At 63.5% G+C, this 24,063-nt stretch carries 20 protein-coding genes; 14 read left to right on the top strand and 6 right to left on the bottom strand.

From position 1 onward, the window contains the following. Positions 1-36: 36 nt before the first annotated feature. On the bottom strand, positions 37-1,242 hold the full coding sequence (locus tag GGR13_RS13000) for a LysR family transcriptional regulator (RefSeq protein ID WP_183213967.1): 1,206 nt from the start codon (positions 1,240-1,242) through the stop codon (positions 37-39). 96 nt (positions 1,243-1,338) lie between these two features. On the opposite strand from GGR13_RS13000, the gene GGR13_RS12995 reads away from it, so the two are divergent. From GGR13_RS12995 to GGR13_RS12965, 7 genes are all read left to right on the top strand, one after another. Beyond that, the gene (locus GGR13_RS12995; protein WP_183213966.1) at positions 1,339-2,013 is read left to right on the top strand and encodes a 4-carboxy-4-hydroxy-2-oxoadipate aldolase/oxaloacetate decarboxylase; all 675 of its coding nucleotides are present in this window, start codon (positions 1,339-1,341) and stop codon (positions 2,011-2,013) included. Further along, entirely contained in the window at positions 2,006-3,061 is a 1,056-nt protein-coding gene (locus GGR13_RS12990) for a 4-oxalomesaconate tautomerase (RefSeq protein WP_183213965.1), read from the top strand. The genes GGR13_RS12995 and GGR13_RS12990 overlap by 8 nt, the downstream gene beginning before the upstream one ends. After that, positions 3,058-3,945, top strand: coding sequence for an amidohydrolase family protein (locus GGR13_RS12985; RefSeq protein ID WP_183213964.1), 888 nt, complete (start codon positions 3,058-3,060; stop codon positions 3,943-3,945). The genes GGR13_RS12990 and GGR13_RS12985 overlap by 4 nt, the downstream gene beginning before the upstream one ends. Beyond that, positions 3,936-5,069: a cobalamin-independent methionine synthase II family protein gene (locus tag GGR13_RS12980; RefSeq protein WP_221230663.1), complete on the top strand. Its 1,134-nt coding sequence runs from the start codon at positions 3,936-3,938 to the stop codon at positions 5,067-5,069. The genes GGR13_RS12985 and GGR13_RS12980 overlap by 10 nt, the downstream gene beginning before the upstream one ends. A gap of 163 nt (positions 5,070-5,232) precedes the next feature. Beyond that, positions 5,233-7,656 carry a TonB-dependent receptor gene (locus tag GGR13_RS12975; RefSeq protein ID WP_183213963.1) on the top strand — a complete coding sequence of 808 codons (2,424 nt, stop codon included), beginning with the start codon at positions 5,233-5,235 and terminating at the stop codon, positions 7,654-7,656. Between the two features lie 53 nt (positions 7,657-7,709). Then, positions 7,710-8,114, top strand: coding sequence for a nuclear transport factor 2 family protein (locus GGR13_RS12970; RefSeq protein ID WP_183213962.1), 405 nt, complete (start codon positions 7,710-7,712; stop codon positions 8,112-8,114). 62 nt (positions 8,115-8,176) lie between these two features. Then, positions 8,177-8,965 (top strand): IclR family transcriptional regulator, encoded by a 789-nt coding sequence (locus GGR13_RS12965; RefSeq protein ID WP_183213961.1) that lies wholly within the window; start codon positions 8,177-8,179, stop codon positions 8,963-8,965. Between the two features lie 19 nt (positions 8,966-8,984). Here GGR13_RS12965 and desA read toward each other — a convergent pair whose 3' ends face one another. Further along, a complete protein-coding gene (gene desA, locus GGR13_RS12960; protein WP_183213960.1) occupies positions 8,985-10,385 on the bottom strand; it encodes a syringate O-demethylase in 1,401 nt (466 codons plus the stop codon). 32 nt (positions 10,386-10,417) lie between these two features. Beyond that, positions 10,418-11,158, bottom strand: a complete 741-nt coding sequence (locus GGR13_RS12955) for an alpha/beta fold hydrolase (protein ID WP_183213959.1) — start codon at positions 11,156-11,158, stop codon at positions 10,418-10,420. Between the two features lie 105 nt (positions 11,159-11,263). Between GGR13_RS12955 and GGR13_RS12950 the strand changes: the two genes are divergently transcribed. From GGR13_RS12950 to GGR13_RS12920, 7 genes are all read left to right on the top strand, one after another. After that, positions 11,264-12,145 (top strand): methylenetetrahydrofolate reductase, encoded by an 882-nt coding sequence (locus tag GGR13_RS12950; RefSeq protein ID WP_343060398.1) that lies wholly within the window; start codon positions 11,264-11,266, stop codon positions 12,143-12,145. 26 nt (positions 12,146-12,171) lie between these two features. Next, positions 12,172-13,032 carry a formyltetrahydrofolate deformylase gene (gene purU, locus GGR13_RS12945; protein WP_183213958.1) on the top strand — a complete coding sequence of 287 codons (861 nt, stop codon included), beginning with the start codon at positions 12,172-12,174 and terminating at the stop codon, positions 13,030-13,032. A gap of 70 nt (positions 13,033-13,102) precedes the next feature. Next, positions 13,103-14,410 (top strand): MFS transporter, encoded by a 1,308-nt coding sequence (locus GGR13_RS12940; RefSeq protein WP_183213957.1) that lies wholly within the window; start codon positions 13,103-13,105, stop codon positions 14,408-14,410. Between the two features lie 376 nt (positions 14,411-14,786). Then, the gene (locus tag GGR13_RS12935) at positions 14,787-16,493 is read left to right on the top strand and encodes a DUF1800 domain-containing protein (protein ID WP_183213956.1); all 1,707 of its coding nucleotides are present in this window, start codon (positions 14,787-14,789) and stop codon (positions 16,491-16,493) included. Between the two features lie 10 nt (positions 16,494-16,503). Then, the gene (locus GGR13_RS12930) at positions 16,504-18,051 is read left to right on the top strand and encodes a DUF1501 domain-containing protein (protein ID WP_183213955.1); all 1,548 of its coding nucleotides are present in this window, start codon (positions 16,504-16,506) and stop codon (positions 18,049-18,051) included. Positions 18,052-18,629: 578 nt separating this feature from the next. Next, positions 18,630-20,348: a DUF1800 domain-containing protein gene (locus GGR13_RS12925; protein WP_183213954.1), complete on the top strand. Its 1,719-nt coding sequence runs from the start codon at positions 18,630-18,632 to the stop codon at positions 20,346-20,348. 10 nt (positions 20,349-20,358) lie between these two features. Then, positions 20,359-21,906, top strand: a complete 1,548-nt coding sequence (locus tag GGR13_RS12920) for a DUF1501 domain-containing protein (RefSeq protein WP_183213953.1) — start codon at positions 20,359-20,361, stop codon at positions 21,904-21,906. A 12-nt stretch (positions 21,907-21,918) separates the two neighbouring features. Here GGR13_RS12920 and GGR13_RS12915 read toward each other — a convergent pair whose 3' ends face one another. The 3 genes from GGR13_RS12915 to fabG are packed head-to-tail and all read right to left on the bottom strand — an operon-like array spanning position 21,919 to position 23,919. After that, complete coding sequence (locus GGR13_RS12915; RefSeq protein ID WP_246347839.1) at positions 21,919-22,269, bottom strand: hypothetical protein; 351 nt, start codon at positions 22,267-22,269, stop codon at positions 21,919-21,921. Continuing rightward, complete coding sequence (gene phhA, locus GGR13_RS12910; RefSeq protein WP_183213952.1) at positions 22,266-23,141, bottom strand: phenylalanine 4-monooxygenase; 876 nt, start codon at positions 23,139-23,141, stop codon at positions 22,266-22,268. Before phhA ends, GGR13_RS12915 begins: the two co-directional genes overlap by 4 nt. A 37-nt stretch (positions 23,142-23,178) precedes the next feature. Next, the gene (gene fabG, locus GGR13_RS12905; protein ID WP_183213951.1) at positions 23,179-23,919 is read right to left on the bottom strand and encodes a 3-oxoacyl-[acyl-carrier-protein] reductase; all 741 of its coding nucleotides are present in this window, start codon (positions 23,917-23,919) and stop codon (positions 23,179-23,181) included. Positions 23,920-24,063 lie beyond the last annotated feature (144 nt).

Here is a 24,063-nt window from a genome sequence, read left to right as displayed (position 1 = left end):
GGGTCCAGCCTCCGGCAAATCATTATCGACCAGACCCTATTCAATTTCCCGAATCGACGTCGTGGCTGCTTCGTCAATCAGGGCCAGGAATCTGGATTGGGATGGCGTGGGCCGCCAGTCTCGCCGCGTCGTTATCCCGATCGTCCGCCGCGTTTCCGTCAGCGGAAGCCCGATCGGCGCCAGCACGCCCGCTTCGATTTCCAGTCGCACCTGATCGTACGACAGAAGGGTCAGAAGGTCGCTGCCTCGCAATATGCCCCGGATGGCCGTGACCGATCCGCACTCGACGGGGGATGCCGGCATGGGTCCGTCCGCAAACAGGGCCTGCCACAACAGTCGCAATGGAGAACCGGGGCGTCCGATCACCCAAGGATAGGTCGCAAGCGCCGCGGCGTCGAAGGCAACGGCGGATGAAAGCGGATGTCCCCGGCGCCCGACAACCATCAGGCGATCCTCAAGCAGGGGCTTTTGCACCAGGTCCGGATGCGTGTCTTCGCGCAGGGCGCCGACCATGACGTCGAGGATGCCGTCCCTGAGCGGATCGACAAGCTCGCGCCAGGCTCCGTCGACGATGTCGACGACAAAGCCGGGCTCGGCCGCGACCATGGCGGACACCGCGCTTGGCAGAAGGACAGCGCGTGACAGGGGCATGGCCCCGATCGTGATCCGGTTGGCATCGCCACCCCCACCCGGCAAGATCTCGACAAGCCCGGCGGCAATCTCGGATCGGGCCAGCCGTACCCCGCGAGCCAACCGGTTTCCCGCCTTCGTCAGGACGACGCCCCGGCCCTGCCGCTCCAGGATCGGCACGGCGCAGATCTTCTCGAGATCGCGCACGGCGGCGTGCAGGCTGGGTTGCGACAAACCCGTGGCACGCGCTGCCGCAACAAAGCTGCCCGCATCCGTCAGGGCCAGAAAGGCGCGCAACTGGGTCGCCGTCACGATGCTTTCCGGGCGCGCAAAGCCGCTTCGCCCGGCCTGTCGCGCCGCCTCGGCAAGATGCGAAAAGGCCCGATCCGTCCGTTCCGCCAGGGCTTGTCCCGCGTCGGTCGCCCGCACCCCGTCCGGATGACGTACCAGCAGCTTCGTACCCAGGGTGCGCTCGAGCTTTGCGAGGCCCTGCGTCAAGGCAGGCTGGGAAAGCCCCACGGTCTCTGCCGCCCGACTCATGTTGCCGCGTGCAATCACGACGGACAGGGCGCGCAGATGCCTGAGATTCAGGTCGAAGGGGGACACGTTCATGGTGACCTATCGTAAAATCTTATCGCCTCCGGGCAAAGCTGATTTGAAGCTTTCCCGGCGGTGAGCCAACACGGATTCGGGTTTCAGGAGTTGCCGATGGCCGGTCGAGTGGTTCGCAGCATTCAGCGTGCAGACAGCGACGTCATTGACGGCCTGGCCCGGCTTGGCACGGCCACAGTGCATGAGTCACAGGGGCGAACGGGCCTTCTTGGCTCGCGTCTGCGCCCGATCTACCCGGGAGCGCGGATTGCAGGATCGGCGGTTACGATTTCCTCGCCTCCGGGTGACAACTGGATGCTGCATGTCGCGATCGAACAGTTGTCGCCGGGCGACATCCTTGTTCTGGCTCCCACATCGCCTTGCGAGGATGGCTATTTCGGCGACCTGCTGGCCACCTCGGCCATGGCGCGTGGGTGTCGGGGGCTGGTGATCGACGCTGGCGTTCGCGATGTGCGCGACCTGACCGAGATGGGCTTTCCGGTCTGGTCGCGGGCGGTGTTCTCGCAGGGGACGATCAAGGCAACGCTGGGGGATGTGAACGTGCCCATCGTATGCGCGGGCGCAGCGATCGAGGCCGGCGACGTGATCGTGGCCGATGACGACGGAGTCTGTGTCGTTCGACGCGCCGATGCGGCTGACGTTCTGCAAAAGGGGATGACCCGCGAGGCGAATGAAACCTCGAAGCGGGATCGTCTCGCGGCTGGCGAACTGGGGCTCGACATCTACGACATGCGCGGAAAACTGGAAGCCCTGGGTCTGCGCTATGAGTGAAGGCGTCCGCTGCATGTGGATGCGTGGCGGCACCTCCAAGGGAGCCTTCTTTCTGGCTGACGACCTGCCGACGGACACGTCCGAACGCGACGGTTTCCTTCTGAAGGTGATGGGTTCGCCCGACCCCCGACAGATCGACGGCATGGGCGGGGCGGATCCGCTGACATCCAAGGTCGCCGTGGTCAGCGCTTCACAAAGGGACGGGGTCGATGTCGACTATCTGTTCCTGCAGGTCTTCGTCGACGAGGCGATCGTCACGGACGCACAGAACTGCGGGAATATGCTGGCCGGCGTCGGGCCTTTCGCGATCGAACGCGGTCTGGTTGCGGCGAAGGGGGACAGGACCCCGGTCTCCATCTTCATGGTCAATACCGGACAGACGGCGGTTGCAACCGTTGCCACACCGAACGGGGCTGCGAGCTACGAAGGTTCGGCAAGGATCGATGGCGTGCCCGGGACGGCTGCGCCTGTTCCACTGGAATTCCGGGACACGGCCGGGTCGTCGTGCGGAGCCCTTCTGCCGACGGGACGGGCCGTCGACGTCATCGACGGTGTCGCCTGCACCCTGATCGACAATGGCATGCCCTGTGTCGTTCTCCGTGCCGATGCGGTGGGCGCGACCGGATACGAGGATCGCGAAACCCTCGACGCCGATTTCGCGCTGAAGGCACGGATCGAAGCTATCCGGCTCCAGGCAGGGCCGATGATGATGCTGGGCGACGTTGCTGACAGCTCTGTCCCCAAGATGATGCTTGTCGCCCCGCCAAGGCATGGCGGAGCTGTGACGGTGAGAAGCTTCATTCCGAAACGGGCGCACGCGACGGTGGGTGTCCTCGGCGCGGTCAGCGTCGCGACGGCGTGTCTCCTTGAAGGGTCCCCCGCTGCCGAAGTGGCGGATGTTCCTGAAGGACGTGGCAAGACGATCTCGGTCGAACATCCGACCGGCGAAATGACCTGCGTTCTGGAGACCGACGAGGCAGGCAACGTCATGACGTCTGCCCTGCTGCGCACGGCCCGCAAGCTGATGGACGGACGGGTATTCGCATGAGCACAGATGCACAGAACCGCGTGCGCAGCTGGACACTCGATCCCACCGTCCCGACCTACCGCCCCCCCGAGGGTGCGGTGGATGCGCACTGTCACGTCTTTGGGCCCGCAGAGCGGTTCCCTTTCAGTGCCAAGGCCAAATACATACCGCAGGACGCAGGACCCGACGCCCTCTTCGCCCTCCGCGACCGGCTGGGTCTGAACCGCAGCGTGATCGTCCAGGCGAGCTGTCACGGCACGGACAACAGCGCGACCCTGAATGCCATCGCGGCTTCCAACGGCAGTGCCCGGGGTGTCGCTGTCGTGGATCCGTCGATCTCGAACGACGAGCTTGAGGCCCTGCATCTCGGAGGCATGCGGGGCATCCGGTTCAACTTCCTGAAACGACTGGTCGACGACGCGCCAAAGGATCGCTTTCTGGAAGTGGCGGGTCGTCTTCCAGAGGGCTGGCACGTGGTCATGTATTTCGAGGCGGACGACCTCGAAGACCTCAGACCCTTCATCGCGGCCCTGCCTGTCCCTGTCATCATCGATCACATGGGTCGTCCCGACGTGACCCAGGGTCCGGACGGTTCCGATATGCGCGCCTTTCGCGCCCTGCTCGACAGCCGACCCGACATCCACTTCAAGGCGACCTGCCCTGACCGCCTGTCCGCCTCGCCGGGCTGGGACGACTTCGTTCAGGCAGTGCGCCCCCTCGTGGAGGATTATCCCGACCGCTGCCTGTGGGGCACCGACTGGCCACATCCGAACATGGAACAGCGCATCCCGGATGACGGGGCCCTGGTCGACATGATCCCGCGTATCGCCCCCACGCCCGGGCTTCAGCAGAAGCTTCTGATCGACAACCCCATGCGCCTCTACTGGAGCGAAGAATGGCCGTGACCATCGCCACCACCCACGTCGGCAGCTTGCCGCGGGGCCCCGAACTCACGCCGCTGCTCCTCGCGCGGGATCATGGCGATCCCTACGATGCGGAGGCCTTCGACACGGCTGTGCAGGGCGCAGTCGATCTGGCTGTCCAGAAGCAGATCGAGTCCGGGGTCTCGATCATCAGCGATGGCGAACTGGGCAAGGTCGGCTACTCGACCTACATCATCGAGCGGCTCTCCGGATTTGGCGGCCACAGCCCGCGCAAGCCGGCACTCGACCTCGCCCCCCTTCCGGAGTTTCGCGAGAAGCTGGCGGGGATCATGGGTGCGCAGGAGTTCACCCGCGCCGCCTGCGTAGGCGAGGTCAGGCTGGTGAATCTCCAGCCCTTGCATGATGACGTCAGGCGGTTCCGTTCGGCCATGGACAGGCACGGTCGAGGGGTTCGCGCCTTCATGAATGCGGCCTCTCCTGGCCTGATCACGGCCTTCCAGCCCAATGCCTTCTACCCCAGTCACGAGGCCTATCTCGCCGACCTCGCCGATGCGATGCGGCCGGAATACGAGGCGATCGTTGCTGCCGGATTCGACCTGCAGCTCGATTGCCCCGACCTCGCGATGTCACGCCATACCGGCTACCAGGACATGGACGAGGCCCAGTTCCTTTCGGCCATCGCTGCCAATGTGGATGCCCTGAATGCCGCCACGGCGAACATCCCGCCCGAGAAGATGCGGATGCATATCTGCTGGGGGAACTACGAGGGTCCGCACACCCACGACATCCCCCTTGAACGCATCATGTCGATTGTTCTGCGCGCCCGTCCCTCGACGATCCTGTTCGAGGCGGCGAACCCTCGTCACGAACACGAATGGATCATCTGGCGGGATGCAGGCCTGCCCGACGACAAGATCCTGGCTCCCGGCCTGATCGACACCTGCTCGAACTATGTCGAGCATCCAGAACTGATTGCGCAAAGGATCGAGCGGTTCGCTGCAATCGTCGGGCCCGAGCGCGTCATTGCGAGCACCGACTGCGGCTTTGGCACCTTTGCGGGATACGGCAAGATCGACCCGGCCGTGACCTGGATGAAGCTGGCTGCGCTTCGGGAGGGGGCCGATATCGCTGCGGCAAGGCTGTAACTTGCCAGCGGCGGCACACTGATATACTTCGTAGACCTGAAATCTTCACATATAAGAAGAAAACAGGCGACTGTGTCCGGACGGAGGTTCCGGCGAGATCGGCGTCATGGCCGCGCGCGGCATGACGACTACCAACAAAAACAAAGACGATCGGGAGGATTACATGAGAGTTGTGACCGGTGCCCTTTTGGCGCTTCTGACTTCCACGAGTGCCTATGCCCAGACCGGCGTGCCTGCCGATACGCAAGAGCCAACGACCGTAGACGACATCATCGTCACGGCGTCGCGTCGTGAACAGTCGCTGCAGGACGTGTCCATCGCCGTGACGGCCCTCGGCGAGGAGCGACTGAACAACGCACAGGTCAACAACCTTTCAGACCTTCAGACGATCGTGCCGTCCGTCAATTTTGGCAACGACTTCAACCAGGCCAAGATCTTCATCCGTGGCGTCGGCGCCAATACGTCGACGACGGGATCGTCCACGGGCGTGGCCCTCCACGTCGACGGGGCCTATGTCGCCCGCGCCGAGGCTCAACTGACGTCGCTCTTCGACGTCCAGCGGGTCGAAGTGCTCCGTGGTCCGCAGGGCACGCTCTACGGGCGGAACGCGGTCGGTGGCTCCATCAACGTCATCACGGCCAAGCCCTCCGACGTCATGGAAGGCTATGGTCGACTGACCATCGGCAGCTACAACGCCCTGAACACCGAAGTCGCGATCGGCGGGCCGATTACCGACGGCATCCAGTTCCGCATCGCGGGCAAGACCGAAGCCCGGGATGGCTTTGGAGAGAACCCCTTCACCGGCGCCGACGTGGATGATCTGAACCGGAGAATGTTCCGGGGTCAGCTCAACTTCGACTTCACCCCCGATGTCAGCCTTCTGCTGTCGGGTGAGTATTTCCGCCAGGATGACAGCTCCGGTGCCATCCACTATCTGCGCGCAAGCTTTCCCGGCGTGGCGCGCCTTCCGGCCTTCGGCGTCGGCGGTTATGCGACCGACCCCCGCGATCTCGCCAGCGAGATCCAGCCCGGTACCAGCACGGAATCCTACGCCTTCACCTCGACGTTCCGGGCGAACGTGAGCGAAAACCTGTCGTTCACGAACATCACCAACTTCCGCAGCTTCGAATCCTCCCTGTTCCAAGACCTCGACCTGTCGGCCGTCGTCAGCGCCTTCACGGTCAACGGGTTCAACTCGACGGTTCAGGAACGCCGCATCGACAGCGAGCAGTTCTCGACGGAACTGCAGATGAACTACGACACGGATTTCGTGAACCTCGTGCTCGGCGGCTACTATTTCGAGGAGCAGCAGAACCCGATCGACAACGTCGGATTCGGCCGCAGCACCGGCCTTCCCGGCACGCCCGCGATCCTGGCGCGGGATGGCATTCCGCTCGACGTCGCCTATTCCTTCTGTGGCTATGGCCCGGGGGACACGACGGGGGGTTCGGCTATTCAGACGCCCAAGCGGGTTTGCGTCAGCTCTGACCTCCAGACCGAGGCCACGGCCCTGTTCGGTCAGGCGACGTTCAACCTTGGTACCCTCTCCGAACAGCTGTCCGGTCTGAGCGTCAAGGTTGGCGGTCGATACAGCCGTGAGACTGTCACCACCGACAACGCCGGCTACATCATCCGCTATTCCGCAACGGCTCCGCTGCAGGCCCTGCCGACCCTCTATTCACCGAGGGGCAGCACACTGACCGAGCGCACCTTCGAAGACTTCACGCCGGAACTCGGCCTGCAGTGGGCGGTCAATCCGGACGTCCTGCTCTACTATACCTACTCGGAAGGCTTCAAAGCCGGTTCCGGCGAGAACGCATTCCAGTCGCGGACCATCGTGGACCCGGAGGAGATCACCAACCATGAGGTCGGGGTCAAGGCGACGTTGCTGGACCAGCGTCTCACCCTGAACATGGCGGCCTACAGCTATGAGCTCGAAGGTCTTCAGCTGAACAAGACCATCACGGGCGGACCCGCTGGCTTCACCACCATCTTCCAGAACGCCGCCCGCACGTCGGCCAGCGGTTTTGAGGCCGACTTCTTCGCTCGTCCGATCGACACGGTCAGGGTCTCGGGCGGCCTGTCGTGGACGGACGCACAGTTCGACGACTACATCACCGTCGATCCCCTGGCACCGCAGAATGTCGCCGGGGGGCCAGCCTACAATCCCGTCACCAATCCAAGCCCCACCGCCTTCGGCGCACCGGGTGGCGGCAACCTGCAACTGGCAGGTAACCGCGTCCGCAACACCCCGGAGTGGGCCTGGAGCCTCCATGGCGAGGTTGACCTCCCGTTCGTGTTGCCGATGGACGGTCAGCTGACGCTGATGGGTGACCTGTCGTACAAGAGCCAGATCTTCTTCTCGGAATTCGCGCGGGAAATCGAAAGCTCGGATGCCTACACGATGGCCGACGCGTCCCTGGTCTACGAAAGCGGAGACGGGGCCATCACAGCCCAGCTCTGGGCCAAGAACATCGGCGATGAAGACGTCCGGGCGTCCACGTTCGCCGTGTCGACCGGCCGCCTGATCGGCGTGACCTATCTGCCGCCAAGAACCTACGGCTTCTCCGTCGGCTATCGCTTCTAGGACGGGACAGGCCCGGGGCGATCATCGCTCCGGGCCGCTCCATGGAGAGCCGCATGAACCCGGCAGAACGACGCGACATCGAGCTGGATTGTGCCCGACTCATCAACGTCTATGCGACCCTGAATGACCAGGCGCGATGGGAGGATCTCGTCGCTCTGTTCACGGCCGACGGCTTGATGACCCGACCAACGGCACCGCAGGATCCGATTGTGGGTCGTGAAGCCTTGCTCGCGGCCTTCAGGGCGCGGCCGCCGCGGACCACCCAGCACATTTGCTCCAACATCGTGGTGACTGCGGAGACCGAGGATACGGCGTCCGCGTCCAGCGTCATTCTGCTCTACGTCGATCCCGACAAGCCCCCTCTCGTGGGGACCTTCCACGACCGATTTGTCCGGACAGACGGCGTATGGCAGTTCTCGGAACGGAGAGGCGGTCTCAGCTTTCAGCCGTTGCCCTAGCCGGGAGGGAGCGCGCGCCTCTTGCCAGTCCGCGGCTCACGCCGCATGGGAGCTCCAGAACCATGAGTGACACAGGCAGTACCTCCACCGTCAAGTCGGCCATGCGAACGCTCGACATCCTCGAGTTGCTCGTTTCACAAGGCCGTCCGCTGGCCGCCCATGAAATCGCCTCGGCCCTCGTGATCCCGGTCAGCAGCCTTTCCTATCTGCTCACCACCCTTGCCGAGCGCGGCTACATAGAGCGTGTTGGACGGCGCTACGGTCCGGGCAATGGCCTGGAGAGGCTTCAGCCTCGACGGATGGCCGACACCCTCGTCCAGCGAGCCGGTCCGATCGTCCGGTCACTGAGAGTTCGGCTGAACGAGACCGCAGGCTTCTTCATGCCGCGCGGCCATGAGGTCGAGGCTGCGGTCAGCGAAGTCGGCACCCATGCGCTGCGCTATACCCTGGATGTTGGCCGGCGCGCGCCGATGCACGCCTTTGCAGCCGGCAAGGCCATCCTCGCCAGCTATTCCGAAGCGGATCTGGCCGAGTATTTTGCGACGTCGGAACGCGAAGCCTTCACGGCGCACACCCTGACGGATGAACAGGACCTGCGGGCCGAGCTGATGCAGGTTCGCGAGACGGGGATCGCCCGGACGCGTGAAGAACACACCCCGGGCATACGCGGCATCGCTCGCGTCGTGATGGCCGAGGGGCGGCCGGTGGGCGCGATCAGCATTGCCATACCGTTGCCTCGGGCGACGCCGCTGATGGAGACGGAGACGATTGATCTCCTGAAGCGGGCTGTCGATCTTCTGGAGAGCCCGGATCAGGCTGATCCCGAGGACGAGCCGGCGCCGCCGGTTTAGCCGACGGCGCCGTTTCCAGTCAGCCGAACTGGCGGGTACGCCAGCTGTCGGCATAAGCGTCGCGCGCGACTTCCGAGTAGGGCGCTGGACTGACCGTGGCGCGGATCTCGGTCTGGATGTGACGCTCGACCGTCGGCTTGGAAGATCCACCGTCTTCCTCACCCCACAACAAGGTCACCTGGGTCCCGGGCTTGGCGTGCTCTTCGTCGAGCATTGCCAGCGTCAGGCCGCGGCCTTCGTTGGCACTGTAGCCGACCCAGGTGGACAGACCGACATCCTTTCCACCCGCGCCAAGCACCCGATCGAACTGGTGCATCGTATAGACCGCAGAAGGGAACTCGAAGAATTTGGCCCGGTCGCCCTTCTGGAACTGGGAGCTCATGACCCGGATCACGTCTTCGCTGTCCAGGGCAAGCGTGACCTTCTTGCGATGGGGCCCGGCCTGCTTCTTCTCCAGAGCCTCCTTGCCGATGAAGTCGTGATCGAACTTGACGAAAGGACCGTAACCAAGGTCCCAGGGCGTCAGGTAATAGTCTTCGATGTTATCCGAATAGAAGCTGCCGCCCAGCGACGCCTTGCCCTCATAACTCGATGACGGCAGCCACTCGCGGTAGGGGCGCATGCCCTCACCCGTGTAGACCGCCGGAAGGGGCGACGGGATCCAGCCCGACTCGAGCGTGTTGGACGAGTAGGTCCTGCCTCCGACCAGCTTGAGGCCAAAGTCGGCGCCGGCGGCGACCAGCGCGGCATGCACCTCATCGCGTTCTTCCCAGGGGCCGAACAGTTCGAAACCTGGCTGTCCCGCCATGCCGTGACGCAGCGCACGAACATCCCGACCGCCGATTTTCAGCGTCGTCATGTGGAAGAATTTGAGATCGGGCGGCGTCGCGCCTAGCGCCTTTTCCATCAGCTTCATCGCGTGGGGTCCCTGCACCTGGTACCGGTAGGACTTGCGGTTCTGTGGATCGGGACGGACAGCTGTGCGCTCGTCACGGGCAACACGCACGTCCCAGCCGCCGGTCGCGGCATGGAACTCGACCCATTCGATGGTCGGGGCGCGGCCCACCATGTTGAAAGTGTTTTCTGCAAGATAGAACAGGATCACGTCACCGATGACGAAGCCATCATGGCTGACCGGAACGAACTGCTTGGCTCGGTCGGGTACGAACCCCTTGAAGCTGTTGATGCCAATGCTGTTGAGCATGGCAAAGGCGTCGGGCCCTTCCACCAGGAGATCGACCATGTGGTAGCTCTGGTTGAACAGCACACAGGTCTGCTGCCAGGCCATCTGCTCGTCGCGCCAGTTGCTGTACTCGGCTGGAACGCCTGGATAGGCATTCGGGCCGGCCTGCTGGTTGCGCAGGAACTGAGGGATGTTGTCCACTCCGTTCAAGACATTTTGCAAACTTTGTTTCGTCATGGCGTTTCTCCTGTTGTTATCACGCTAGTTGTTTAGCGGGTGATTTGGGCGTTCTGGATGTCAGTGGCTGGCATTGCCAGCCACCCGGAAACAGCGGCGAGAAAGTCTTCCGGGGCTTCTGCCGGCAGCATGTGACCACTGCCCTCGACGATTCTGAGCACAGCGCCCGGAATCGACGCCGCAATCAAGCGATGCTGTTCCGGCGGGCTCCATTGATCTTCGGAGCCGACGAGAACCAGTGTCGGGCAGGCGATACCCGGCAGGAGGCTTTCGACTTCTGGCCGTTCGATCAGAGCCGTGATCTGCCTGCCGAAGGTCTCGACCCCCATTCCAACGCACATGGCCGTGAGCGGTGACAGGAGCGCGTGGTCCGCTCGACGCGACGGTGCCACCATGGGCGGCAGCCAGCGATCCACGAGCGCTTCGGCACCTTCGCGTCGGCCAAGGTCAAACAGGGCATGGCGGCTTGCGGCCTCGCCGTCGCGCGGCATGTGCACGCCGGTACTGACCAATGCGAGACGGTCGACCCTTTCGGGCTCACGCCGAATGATTTCCAGCGCAACCCGTGCGCCCATCGAATGGCCAAGGAGCGAGAACCTGGCGGGTGCCTGATGCAACACAAGGCTCGCCATTTCGGGAAGACTGATTGCGCCATCGTAGCCATCAGGCGCCAGGACCGGACAGCCGAGCGCGAACACCGAGCGGGGCCATATCTGCGCGTCGCAAATCAAACCCGGCAAAAGAAGGAGAGGCGCGGCGCGCGTAACCGACATTTCCCCTCCGCTTCACATATCCGAAGACTTCGTCTATACGAATATATAAAGGCTCGCTAGAGGCTGTTGTCACGATCGTCCAGAGCGATCGTCGAGGAGGCTGACGTGTTGGACGTAACGCAGGGACAAGCAGTCGCTCCCGAGAGCGCGGGCTCACTTCTGGAGTCCTTCTCCCTGGAGATGACCGCCAAGGACGTTGTCGCCCTTGAAGAGGCGGCCGGCATCATTCCACCCGGCACGCGCATCGCCATCGCCTTCCTGCCGGGCGAGACATTCGAAGCGCGCCTCAAGGCGGCAGAGCGAGTCCGGGCGCTCGGCTTTGATCCGGCTCCCCACATCTCGGCCAGAAGAATTGCCTCTGAGGCAGAACTGCGCGGCTTTCTCGAAGGTCTGGTGGCAAAAGCGTCCATCCGCCGACTGTTTGTCGTCGCCGGCGATCCCCCGGTTCCTGAAGGTCCGTATGAAGACGCCCTGTCCCTGATCCGCTCCGGCATGCTCAACGACCTGGGTCTCGAGAGCGTCGGCGTATCGGGATATCCCGAGGGCCATCCGGAGATCGGATCGCCTGCCCTGTGGCAAGCCATGCGCGACAAGCGGGATGCCCTTGCCGATCTCGGCATCTCCATGACGATCCTCACCCAGTTCGGTTTCGACGCAAGGCCGATCGTCGACTGGGTTGAACAGGTCCGCGAGTCCGGCATCGACGCTCTCATCCGCATCGGTGTCCCGGGTCCGGCAGGCGTGAAGACCCTGCTGCGGTTCGCGGCACGCTGTGGCGTGGGCGCCTCGGCAAAGGTCATGAGCCGTTACGGGCTGTCCCTGACACAGTTGATGGGTACGGCCGGACCGGACCGACTGATCGAGGACCTGGCACGCCGCGTGGATCCAGAGCGACACGGTCCGCTCAGCCTGCATTTCTATCCGTTTGGCGGTATCGCCAAAACCGCCGAGTGGGTCAGCGACTTCAACGCTCGCAAGGCCGCCTGAACCCGATATCTGAGGTGCCGCCCGACATGTCCGAAATTTGCGTTCTAACCCTGTCGTGCGCCGACCGACCGGGGCTCGTTGCAGGCATTGCAAGCTTCCTTTTCGAGAATGGCGCAAACATCCTCGAAGCCGGGCAGTTCAATGACCGCGATTCCGGACTGTTCTTCATGCGCGTCATGTTCGAACACGATAAGGGTGCGGAGGGGTTGGAAGCCCTTCGCGACGCGTTCGCCCGGATGGCGGCTGACAGCGCCATGACCTGGAGCCTGAGGAACACAGCCGAACGTCGCCGTGTGCTTCTGCTGGTGTCGAAGTTCGATCATTGTCTTGGCGATCTGCTCTACCGCAACCGCACCGGAGAACTGCCGATCGAGGTCGTTGGCATTGTGTCAAACCACCCTCGCGACGTGATGAATATCTCGCTGATCGGCGATGTTCCCTTCCACTATCTGCCCGTAACCCGCGAGACCAAGTCCCAGCAGGAAGCTGCCATCAAGCAGATCGTGGAGGACAGCCGGGCGGAACTGGTTGTGCTGGCCCGCTACATGCAGGTCCTGTCCGACGACATGGCCGCCTATCTTTCAGGGCGCTGCATCAACATCCATCACAGCTTCCTGCCGGGGTTCAAGGGTGCCAAGCCCTATCATCAGGCCCATACACGCGGGGTGAAGATGATCGGCGCGACAGCCCACTATGTGACGGCCGATCTGGATGAGGGCCCCATCATCGCGCAGGATGTGGAGACGATCACCCATGCCGACCGTGCCGATGATCTTATCCGCAAGGGCCGCGACATCGAACGGCGGGTCCTGGCCCGCGCCGTGGCATTCCATGTTCAGGACCGCGTCCTGCTGAACGGCACCAAGACCGTGGTCTTCAGCGACTGATGGTCTATCGTCTGATCACTGCATATTCATCGAGCGACGCCCTGGCGATCGCCCATGGAGTTCAAGGCTGATGGACCCTCGCGAGATTGTCGACAAGGCGAACATGTCGCGGTTCCAGTGGACCGCCGTATTCCTGATGATCGGCCTCAATGCGCTCGACGGATTTGACGTCCTGTCCATCAGCTATGCGTCGCCCGGCATCGCTGCCGCCTGGGGGATCGATCGTGCCGCGCTCGGCATCGTGCTCTCGATGGAACTGGTCGGGATGGCGTTCGGGGCTTTGTTCCTCGGCAATGTCGCTGATGCGATCGGGCGAAGGAAAACGATTATCGGCTGTCTGGTGGTGATGTCGGGGGGCATGTTCGCCGCGGCGGCCGCGACCGACATCACCACCCTCTGTTTCTGTCGCCTGATCACGGGGCTCGGCATCGGCGGCATGCTGGCGTCGATCAACGCTGCCGTGGCGGAGGCTGCCAACGCAAAACGTCGCGCGCTCTGTGTCGTGCTGATGTCGGCCGGCCTCCCGATTGGATCGGTCATAGGCGGGCTGATTTCAGGCGAACTGCTCAAGGTCTACGACTGGCCCGCGGTGTTCATACTCGGTGGCATGGCCACGGCAGCCTTCCTTCCGCTGGTGCTGTGGCTGGCCCCGGAATCCATTGCCTTCGAAATGCACAAGCGCTCCCCCGGAGCCCTCGAACGCATCAACAAGACACTGAACAAGATGGGCCATGCGGCCATCGACGCGCTGCCCGAGGTGCCGGCAATCAAGCCAAAGGCCGGCCTCTCGCTGCTCTTTTCGAAACAGTTTGCTGCGCTCGCGATCCTGCTGGCGCTCGCCTACTTCATGCACATCATCACCTTCTACTACATCATCAAATGGATCCCGAAGATCGTCGTCGACATGGGCTTCGCTCCCCCGACTGCGGCCGGGGTCCTGGTCTGGGCCAGCATCGGCGGATCGATCGGGGCACTCACGCTTGGCCTGCTGACCCTGAAAGCCAGGATCACGGCGCTGACGATCGGCGCCATGCTGGCCTCCACTGCCGCCGTGATCGTCTTCGGCCAGGGATGGGAAACGCTGGAGCATATTTCCATTGCAGCAGCGGTCGCCGGCTTCTTCACCAACGCGCCGATTGTGGGGCTCTACGCCATCGTCGCCCAGTCCTTCCCGACCCAGCTTCGCGCCACGGCAACCGGATTCATCATCGGCCTGGGCCGGGGCGGGGCGGCGCTTGCACCCGTAATCGCAGGTTTCCTGTTCCAGGCCGGTTGGTCACTGCCAACGGTCTCGATCATGATGGGTCTGGCCGCGACGATTGCTGCCCTGATGCTGTTCCTCGCACGCGGCAGGATCGCGGCAGCCGCACCGGTCTAGAGGCTCTGGCCGCCCATACCGATCGGTCGTGAAGACGATCGATCGATGCCCTGCCGCATCACGCTTGACGCGTGCAGTCGGCTCGCGCTCGGGATTTTCTTCCAAAGGTCGGCGCAGCGACACCTCAACATTGATAAAAAGCATGGCCACCTAATCCGGTCGAAGTATTTTTCCGCCGTTCTGACCTTTGCAGAAATCTGGAAACAGTCGCCTGGCACAATCCGTGATGATTTCAACGAAAAATCATCGACCTGATACTCTGAACTGTTTTCAGTCAACTATTGATACCCATTACTAACTTCCCGTTAAGGTCGTATCCACCTCGACGACTCGAAAATCGCTGTCATTTATAAGCACAGCGGCAATCGGGGGGCATATGCAAAAGATCGATCCAAGGAGCACCAGTTGCATCTGGGCCATGGCGCTGATGTTGGCCGTGTCCGGTTGCCGCGATGGCGGGGGTGCTGCGGAAGCCGGCAGCCAGCCCGACAGCACCACACCTCGCATGGAAGCCAGCTCGACCAAGCAGAACGCCGCGCGCTTCCTCACCCAGGCGACCTTCGGACCGACGGACGCGAGCGTACTGCAGGTTCAGGCGCTCGGCTACAGCGGCTGGATCGACCAGCAACTTGTGACGCAATCGCCGTCACATCTGACCTATGTCGACAATCAGCTTGCACAGATGAAGCTGACCAATCCGAACGCCCAGCTGGGAGCGCCCCATTTCCACAACAGCTTCTGGTTCAACGCGGCGACGAGCCAGGCACAACTTCGCGAGCGGATGAAGTTCGCGCTCTCGCAGATCTTTGTCGTCTCGATCAACGACGTCAGGTTCGATATCCGGAGTGCGTCGTCCTATTACGACATGCTCGGAAAGAACGCGTTCGGCAACTACAGGACGCTGCTGGAAGACGTGGCCCTGCATCCGATCATGGGCGTCTATCTGACCCACATGTCCAATCAGAAGGAAGACCCCGTCACCGGCAGGACGCCTGACGAGAATTTCGCCCGTGAAATCCTGCAGCTGATGTCGATCGGTGTCGTGGAACTGAACATCGACGGGACGCCAAAGCTCAATAACGGCGTCCCGATACCGACCTATACAACGTCGGACGTCTCGAACCTTGCCAAGGTGTTCACCGGGTTCGCCTGGTATTCACCAAGCCCGACCAACGAAACCTTCCTTGGCGAGAACCGGGACCCGCAGGCGCAGGTGCGCCCGATGATCGCCTACAACAGCTTCCATTCGACCTCGGCCAAGACCTTCCTCGGCAAGACGATCCCGGCCGGATCAAACGATGCCAGGGCCGAGTTGAAGGCCGCGCTGGACATCATCTACAACCATCCCAACGTGGGCCCCTTCATGGCCCATCGCCTGATCCAGCGGTTCGTCACCTCGAACCCCAGTCCGGCCTATGTCGGGCGCGTTGCCACCGTCTTCAACAACAATGGCCAGGGGGTGCGGGGCGATCTCGGCGCGGTCATGCGCGCCATTCTGCTGGATCCGGAGGCGACGAAAGTCGGGACGGCACCCGGCTCCGGCAAGCTGCGGGAGCCGATCATCCGACTGGCGAACTGGATGCGGGCGTTCAATGCAACGTCCAGGAGCGGCTACTATCTGGTGGGATCGACGCGGTACTTCGGATCGCTGGGTCAGGCCCCCCTCACGGCTCCCTCCGTCTTCAACTTCTATCGCCCGGGCTATGTCCCGCCAAATACCCGGGCCAGCAGGGCCCGGCTCACAGCCCCCGAGTTCCAGACGGTGAACGAGGTGTCGATCGCCGGCTACGCCAACACCATCGGGGGGGCCATCTGGGACGGGATCGGCACGGACAGCGAGGTCCGGGGCAACTATGCCAGGGAAATCGCCATCGCCCATGACGCCGACGCCTTGGCCGACCGGATGAACGCGATCCTCATGTACGGCCAGATGCCTGCATCCCTGCGCCGGAGAATTATCGAAGGGGTCAACGCCGTGCCGATCCCCAACGGGGCCGAAGAGGCCGCCTACGCCCGCCTGACCCGCGTGCGGACGGCGGTCAACCTGACCATGCTCTCACCAGACTATCTGGTTCAACGTTAGGAACAATTCGATGACCGGACCCATCCATCGTCGCCGCCTGCTGTCCATCGGCGGCGGTCTGACCTTCCTCGGGGCTGCGGCACCCTTTGCGGCCCAGCTGGCGGCCGCCGGGTCGGCTGCGGGACAGACCGCAGCGGACTATCGCGCCCTCGTCTGCATCTATCTGAACGGAGGAAACGACAGCAACAATACCGTCCTGGCAACCGACACGGACTCCTACGACCGCTATTTCGCAGCACGAAACACGGGCACAGACCCCATCGCGCTCCTGCCGCCAGGCACGCCCCCGCTCGCCATCGGGGCCACGTCCCCCATCACGCGCCGCGTGGCGAAGGCCGGATCGCCCGAGCACCTTGGGGGCATCCTGCCGATCGTGCCCCGCACGCCCCAGCCGATCCCGGCCGGCACAAGCGCGACCGTTCGGACCTTCGGCCTCCATCCCGTGCTGGGACCGTTGAAGACCCTTTTCGACGCCGGTCGCCTCGGGGTGGTGGCCAATGTCGGGACCCTCATAAAACCCATCACCAAGGCCGAGTATCAGGCCGGGACCGTCCCCTTTCCTGCGAACCTCTTTTCGCACAATGACCAGTCATCGACCTGGCAGGCCGGGGCCTCGGAAGGTGCGACCGTAGGATGGGGCGGTCGGCTGGGCGACATGATCACCGGGATGAACGGGGCCAATACCGTGTTCACCGCCATGTCGGTGGCCGGGAATGCCGTCTACCTGTCTGGCAACAATGTGATCCAGTTCCAGGTCTCGCCTGGTGCCCAGCCAGCCCTGAAGATCAACGGATCCACTAGTCTTCCGACCGGCAGCGATTTAAGTCCGGCACGCCTGCGGGACATCGCCCAGGACCAGACGTCCGCCAGCCTGTTCGCGGCGGACTATGGCACGGTCGTGAACCGCTCGATGGCTGCGGCGAACAGCCTGAACACCCTGTTCGGATCGGCCGCGGCAAGGGCGATCGCCGTGCCGCCACCGCTCGTGAACCCGGTGACGGGTCAGTCGGCACCCAATGCCCTCTCGGACCAGCTCTACACCGTGGCCAGGATGATCGCCGTGGCCAGTTCGCTGGGGCTGAAGCGTCAGGTCTTTTTCGTCCAGATCGGCGGGTGGGATTTCCATGACACCCAGAGCCCGGACCAGGCGGTCCTTCTGGCCACGCTCGCCGGAGCCATGTCCTATTTCGACAGCGCCATGGGCAATGTCGGAGGCCTGAACATGCGCAGGAACGTCACAGCCTTCACGGCGTCAGACTTCTCGCGCACCTTCACGACCAATGCCGATGGAACGGACCATGCGTGGGGCGGGCATCATTTCGTGATGGGCGGGGCCGTGAAGGGCGGCGACATCTTCGGCCAGTATCCAACGCTCGGCACCGATCGCGGGACCTTCCGCAACCCCGACATGGCCGGGCGCGCGCTCGTGCCGACCACGGCTGTGGAACAGTATGCGGCCACCATGGGTCGCTGGCTGGGGGTCAGCGAGAGCGGCCTCGACACGATCTTCCCGAACCTGAAAAACTTCCCACGGCGGGACCTCGGCTTCATGAACTGACGCGGGTGCCCTCCAGGCGGGGGCCATCCTTCAGAGCAGAGTGACGCATCCTTCCGCCTACCAGAGCGGCACCTCAATGGGGTTCTGACCGTCCTCGAACATGCCGGTCGAGCCGCGGAGCCCTTTGCCCGCGCCTTGCATTCAGCAGTTGTTGCCGATGGGGTGATCGGCAACCCTTTCTGTCCTCCAGACGCGCGGTACCGGCCTCGGTGCCGCGCCTTCTTGTGGCAGCACAACGCACGCCTTTCCCCGCTGAAACGCCTTGCTGACTGGGACATCGCCGCCCGCGGGCATCGCCTGCAGCCGGGATTCGACAGCCCGGAGCCATCCGTCAGCGCGTGTAACGGCGTTTGCGTTGAACCGACGATGCACCCGCAGAAAGCCGTCATGTCGGCAAAAGCCGAGCAGCCGAAAGCGCGACTCTTTCAACTATCGGCTGTTCTACTGTTCCTTGGACGACTGTAGTTCTGTTAACCGACACGACTAGCGAAAATGAATAACTTCATTTTAAGCGTTTATAGACCTCGACGACTTAGTTTTTGCTGTCATTCATAGCGAGCACGGCAGTTGGAGGGTTCATGGGGCAGTTCCTGTTGAAGCGCGCGCGCGGCATCTGTTTGACGATGCTCGTTCTCGGCGTCTCCGCCTGTGGCAACATTAACGATCAAGCGGGCGCTAATGGTCAATCGACCAGTGGCTCGCCCTTGATCGAAGCCTCCTCGACCAAACAGAATGCGGCGCGTTTCCTGACCCAGGCCACGTTCGGCCCGACCGATGCCTCCGTGCAGCAGGTCCAGGCCCTGGGCTATCGCGGCTGGATCGACCAGCAGATGGCGACCCCCTCGCCTTCCCATCTGGCCTATGTCGACAACCGGATTGCGCAGATAAAGCTCAGCAACCCGGACGCAGCCCTGGACGCGACGCAGTTCTACGAAAGCTTCTGGCTCTACGCCGCCACCAGCCCCGCCCAGCTGCGGGAACGGATGAAACTGGCGCTGTCGGAAATCTTCGTCATCTCCTTTGCGGACCCCGTCGTCGAAGTCAGGGGGGCAGCGTCCTACTATGACATGCTGGGCAACAACGCCTTCGGCAACTACCGGACCCTGCTCGAACAGGTGTCGCTGCATCCCATGATGGGGGTCTATCTGACCCACATGGCCAATCAGAAGGAAGATCCGGCCACCGGGCGAAGCCCGGACGAAAACTATGCCCGCGAGGTCATGCAGTTGATGTCGATCGGGGTTGAGCAGTTGAACCCTGACGGCACCGTGCGACGCGATGCCAACGGTGCAGCGATCCCCAGCTATACCTCGACCGACATCACGGAACTGGCCAAGGTCTTCACCGGTTTCAGCTGGTACCATCCGACCCCGTCGAACAACACCTTCCTGGGCCGTAACCGTGACCCTGAGTCCGCGGTCCGGTCCATGATCCCCTACGGCCAGTACCATTCCACAAGCGCGAAGACGTTCCTCGGCAAGTCCATCGCGGCAGGATCGACCGATGCCCGCGCCGAGTTGAACGAGGCCCTTGACACGTTGTTCAATCACCCGAACACCGGACCGTTCCTGGCGCGGCGTCTGATCCAGCGGCTGGTGACCTCCAACCCGAGCCCGGCCTATGTCGGACGGGTCGCCGCTGTGTTCAACAACAATGGACAGGGCGTAAGGGGCGATCTGGCCGCCGTGGTCCGGGCCATCCTGCTGGATCGCGAAGCCTCCACGATCGGCACGGACCCGGGCTCCGGCAAGGTTCGCGAGCCGATGATCCGGCTGACGAACTGGATGCGAGCCTTTGGTGCGACATCCGTCAGCGGCAACTATCTCATCGGCTCGACCCGTTCCAATGTCTCGCTGGGTCAGGCCCCCCTCACGGCACCGTCCGTCTTCAACTTCTACCGGCCCGGTTATGTGCCCCCGAATACACGGCTCGGAGCGGCCAACCTGACGGCTCCGGAATTCCAGATCGTCGATGAAGTGTCCGTCGCTGGCTATGCCAACACGATGGTGGGGGCCATTGGCAACGGGATCGGCACAGGAACGGATGTCCGGTCCACCTATGCCCAGGAGGTCGCCATTGCCCACGATGCCAATGCGCTTGCTGACCGGATGAATGCCATCCTGCTGTACGGCCAGATGTCCGGCAGACTTCGCCAGCGGATCATCGAAAGCGTCAACAGCGTGCCGATCCCCGGCGGGACGGCCTCGGCGGCGCAGATAACCACCGCACGGCTCAACCGCACGAGAATTGCGATCTACCTGACCATGATCTCCCCCGAATACCTGGTTCAGCGGTGAGGACAAGCACATGACCGGACCCATCCATCGCCGCCGCCTTCTGTCCATCGGGGGTGGCCTGACCGTGCTCGGCGCTGCCGCGCCATTTGCGGCGCAACTGGCGGCCGCCGGCTCGGCCGCAGGCCAGAGTGCTCCCGATTACCGGGCGCTCGTCTGCATCTTCATGTTCGGTGGCAACGACAGCCACAACATGGTTCTGGCCACCGATGCCGACTCCTACGGGCGCTATTATGCGGCGCGAAACACCGGCAGCAGCCCGATCGCCCTTCTGCCTCCGGGCACGGCGCCGATCCCGGTCGGAGCGGTGTCGTCCTACACAGGTCGTACGGCGCTCAACGGGTCGCCCGAGCATCTTGGCGGCATCCTGCCGATCGTACCCCGTACGCCCCAACCAATCCCGGCGGGGACCAATGCGACGACCCGGACCTTTGGCCTGCATCCCTCACTCGGCCCGCTGAAGACCCTGTTTGATGCCGGTCGCCTGAGTGTCGTCGCCAACGTGGGCACGCTGGTCCGGCCCATCACCAAGGCCCAGTTCCAGGGACGCACCGCGGCGTTTCCAGCCAACCTGTTCTCTCACAACGACCAGCAGTCCACCTGGCAGGCAGGTGCTTCAGAAGGTGCCAGCGTTGGCTGGGGCGGCCGTCTGGGAGATCTGATCACAGGGATGAACGGGACCAACAGCCTGTTCACGGCCATATCCACCGCCGGGAACGCCGTCTTCCTGTCCGGTCAGAACGTGATCCAGTACCAGGTCACCACGGGCGCCCAGCCGGCCGTCGTGATCAACGGCACAGGCAGCACCCTCTTTGGTTCGAGTGTGGCACCGTCGCGGGTCCGTGACACCATTCAGGACCAGACCTCAGACAGCCTGTTCGCGGCGGACTACGGCACGGTCGTCAACCGCTCGATTGCGGCTTCCAGCAACCTGAACGTCCTGTTCGGCACGGCGGCAGCGGCAGCCGTACCGGCTCCCACGCCGTTCGTGAACCCGGTCAACGGGGCAACGGAAGGCAACAGCCTGGCAAACCAGCTCGCGACCGTGGCCCGCATGATCGCGGTATCCAGTTCGCTGGGGCTGAAACGCCAGGTGTTCTTCGTCAGCATCGGCGGGTGGGACAGCCACGATGTCCAGAACGCGGCCCAGGGCGCAAATCTGGCCCGGGTCGCCCACGCCATGGCCTATTTCGACACCGTCATGGGCAATGTCGGCGGGCTGAACATGCGCCAGAACGTGACGACGTTCACAGCATCCGACTTCTCGCGCACCTTCACGACCAATGGCGATGGGACAGACCATGCCTGGGGCGGCCACCATTTCGTGATGGGCGGTTCGGTCAAGGGTGGTGACATCTACGGCCAGTACCCCACCCTCGGCGTCGACCTTGGAACCTTCCGCAACCCCGACATGGCGGGCAATGCCCTGGTGCCGACCACGTCTGTCGACCAGTATGCGGCGACCATGGGCCGGTGGCTGGGGGCCAGCGAGAGCGGGCTGGACACGATCTTCCCCAACCTGAAGAACTTCCCGACCCGCGACCTCGGGTTCATGACCTGAGGAACGCGGTCCCTATTCGACAGCCACGGGGGCGGCCGGTGCAACCGGCGCGACCGGAGCAACGGGGGCCAACGGCGCTTCAGGCACTTCCGGATCGTCGCCCAGATAGGTGACGCGGCACTCGCCGTCGACTGTGGTCAGGCGCCCGTTCGAAGCATCGACAAACGAGATCCGACCACCCTCGTCATATTCGACCTTGCCGGTCGAGCGCCCGCGGAAGGTCTCGGTGCCATAGGTCCAGCACGCGATGTCGGCCGGCTGATCCCCAAAGGTGGCCGCCTTTCGCGCGCGTTCGCTGTCGGTGCAGCCCGCAGCCGCCAGGGCCAGCGCCGACCCTGCAAGGATGAAGAAGATCCGTTTCATGCTGCAAACCTCCCGCCGCGCGCGGCATAGGCCTGGGTCCCGCGCGTGATGACCTTGTCATAGGGCAGCACCGCCTCGATCGCGATGTCTGTGGCCCCCTTCAGCCGGTCGTAGATCGGTCCGAAGTCCTCGAGCGTGGCATCGTTCAGCGCCTCGATCGACGGGATCACGAAATAGACCTGCTGGAAGTCATCGATCCGGTAATCGGTGCGCATGATCCGCTCCAGATCGAAGGCGATCCGGTTGGGCGACGGATCCTCGACCGCGAACACGCTCTCGGTCGCGGACGACACGATCCCGGCGCCATAGATCCGCAGACCATCGCCCTGATCCATCAGGCCGAACTCGACGGTGTACCAGTACAGCCGCGCCAGGTTCCTGAGCATGCCCAGGCTCTGTGCCCGCTGCCCGCCCTTGCCATAGGCCTGCATATAGTCGGCAAAATCCGGGTCCGTCAGCATCGGCACATGGCCGAAAACGTCGTGGAAGATGTCCGGCTCCTGCAGATAGTCCAGCTGGTCCGGCTTGCGGATGAACTGGCCCGACGGGAACCGACGGTTGGCCAGGTGATCGAAGAAGACGTCATCGGGCACCAGACCCGGCACGCAGACCACCGTCCATCCGGTCAGGGCCTGCAGCTTGGCGTTCATCAGGGCGAAATCGGGAATGCCGCCGGTATCAAGCCGCAGTGCCTGCAGCCCCTTCATGAAGGCGTCGGCCGCCCGGCCCGGCAGGATCTCCATCTGCCGCGCATACAGGGTGTCCCAGGTCGCGTGCTCGACCTGGGTATAGGCCCGCCAGTTCTGGCTGATGGTCCAGTCGGCGGCCGCACCTTCGGGCGGCTCCGCAAAGACATGTTCGAAATCGGCCATGGCGTTACTCCTCAAGCCTGCCAGTCTAGCGACCGCGTCAGACCATCGCCATCCCGCCGTTCACATGCAGCGTCTGACCGGTCACATAGGCCGCCTCGTCCGACGACAGATAAACCGCAGCCGCCGCGATTTCCTCGCCGGTGCCCAGCCGCCCGGCCGGGATGCGCCCCAGGATTCCCTCGCGCTGCTGGTCGTTCAGCACATCCGTCATCGGGCTGGCGATGAAGCCGGGCGCGATACAGTTGACCGTGATCCCGCGCGACCCGACCTCCTGAGCCAGCGATTTGGAAAAGCCGATCATACCGGCCTTGGACGCCGCATAGTTGGTCTGGCCGGGATTGCCGGTCACCCCGACCACCGAGGTGATGCCGATGATCCGCCCGGTCCGGCGCTTCATCATCCCCTTCATGGCCGCACGGGTCAGCCGGAAATAGCCCTCGAGATTGACCTTCAGGACGCTCTCGAAATCCTCGTCCTTCATCCGCATCAGCAAGCCGTCCTTGGTGATCCCGGCATTGGCCACCAGGATGTCCAGACCGGCCCCTGCGGCCTCCTCGGCCCGCGCGACCAGCCCGTCCACCGACGCCGCATCCGATAGATTGGCCGCCGCAACGAAGGCCCGCTCGCCCAGGGTGCCTGCCAGTTCCTGCAACACCGCCTCGCGCGTCCCCGACAGTACGACCGTCGCCCCCTGGGCATGCAGCGCCCGCGCAATCGCCCCGCCGATGCCGCCGGTCGCACCGGTCACGAGCGCGGTCTTGCCACTGAGATTGAACATGTTTCGTCTCCCTGCTGTCTCCCCGTCCGGAAAGAGCAGTTTGTCCCCTCATCCGTCAGGCTTCGCCTGCCACCTTCTCCCGCAAGGGGAGAAGGAAAGTCAAAGCCCTTTCGCGCCCCTGGCCCCTGGGGAGAGACGGAATCT

The sequence above is a fragment of the Brevundimonas variabilis genome (genome assembly GCF_014199945.1).
GTDB lineage: Bacteria > Pseudomonadota > Alphaproteobacteria > Caulobacterales > Caulobacteraceae > Brevundimonas > Brevundimonas variabilis.
Note: the sequence above shows the minus strand (reverse complement) of the source record. Positions and strands in the feature narration are given on the sequence as shown.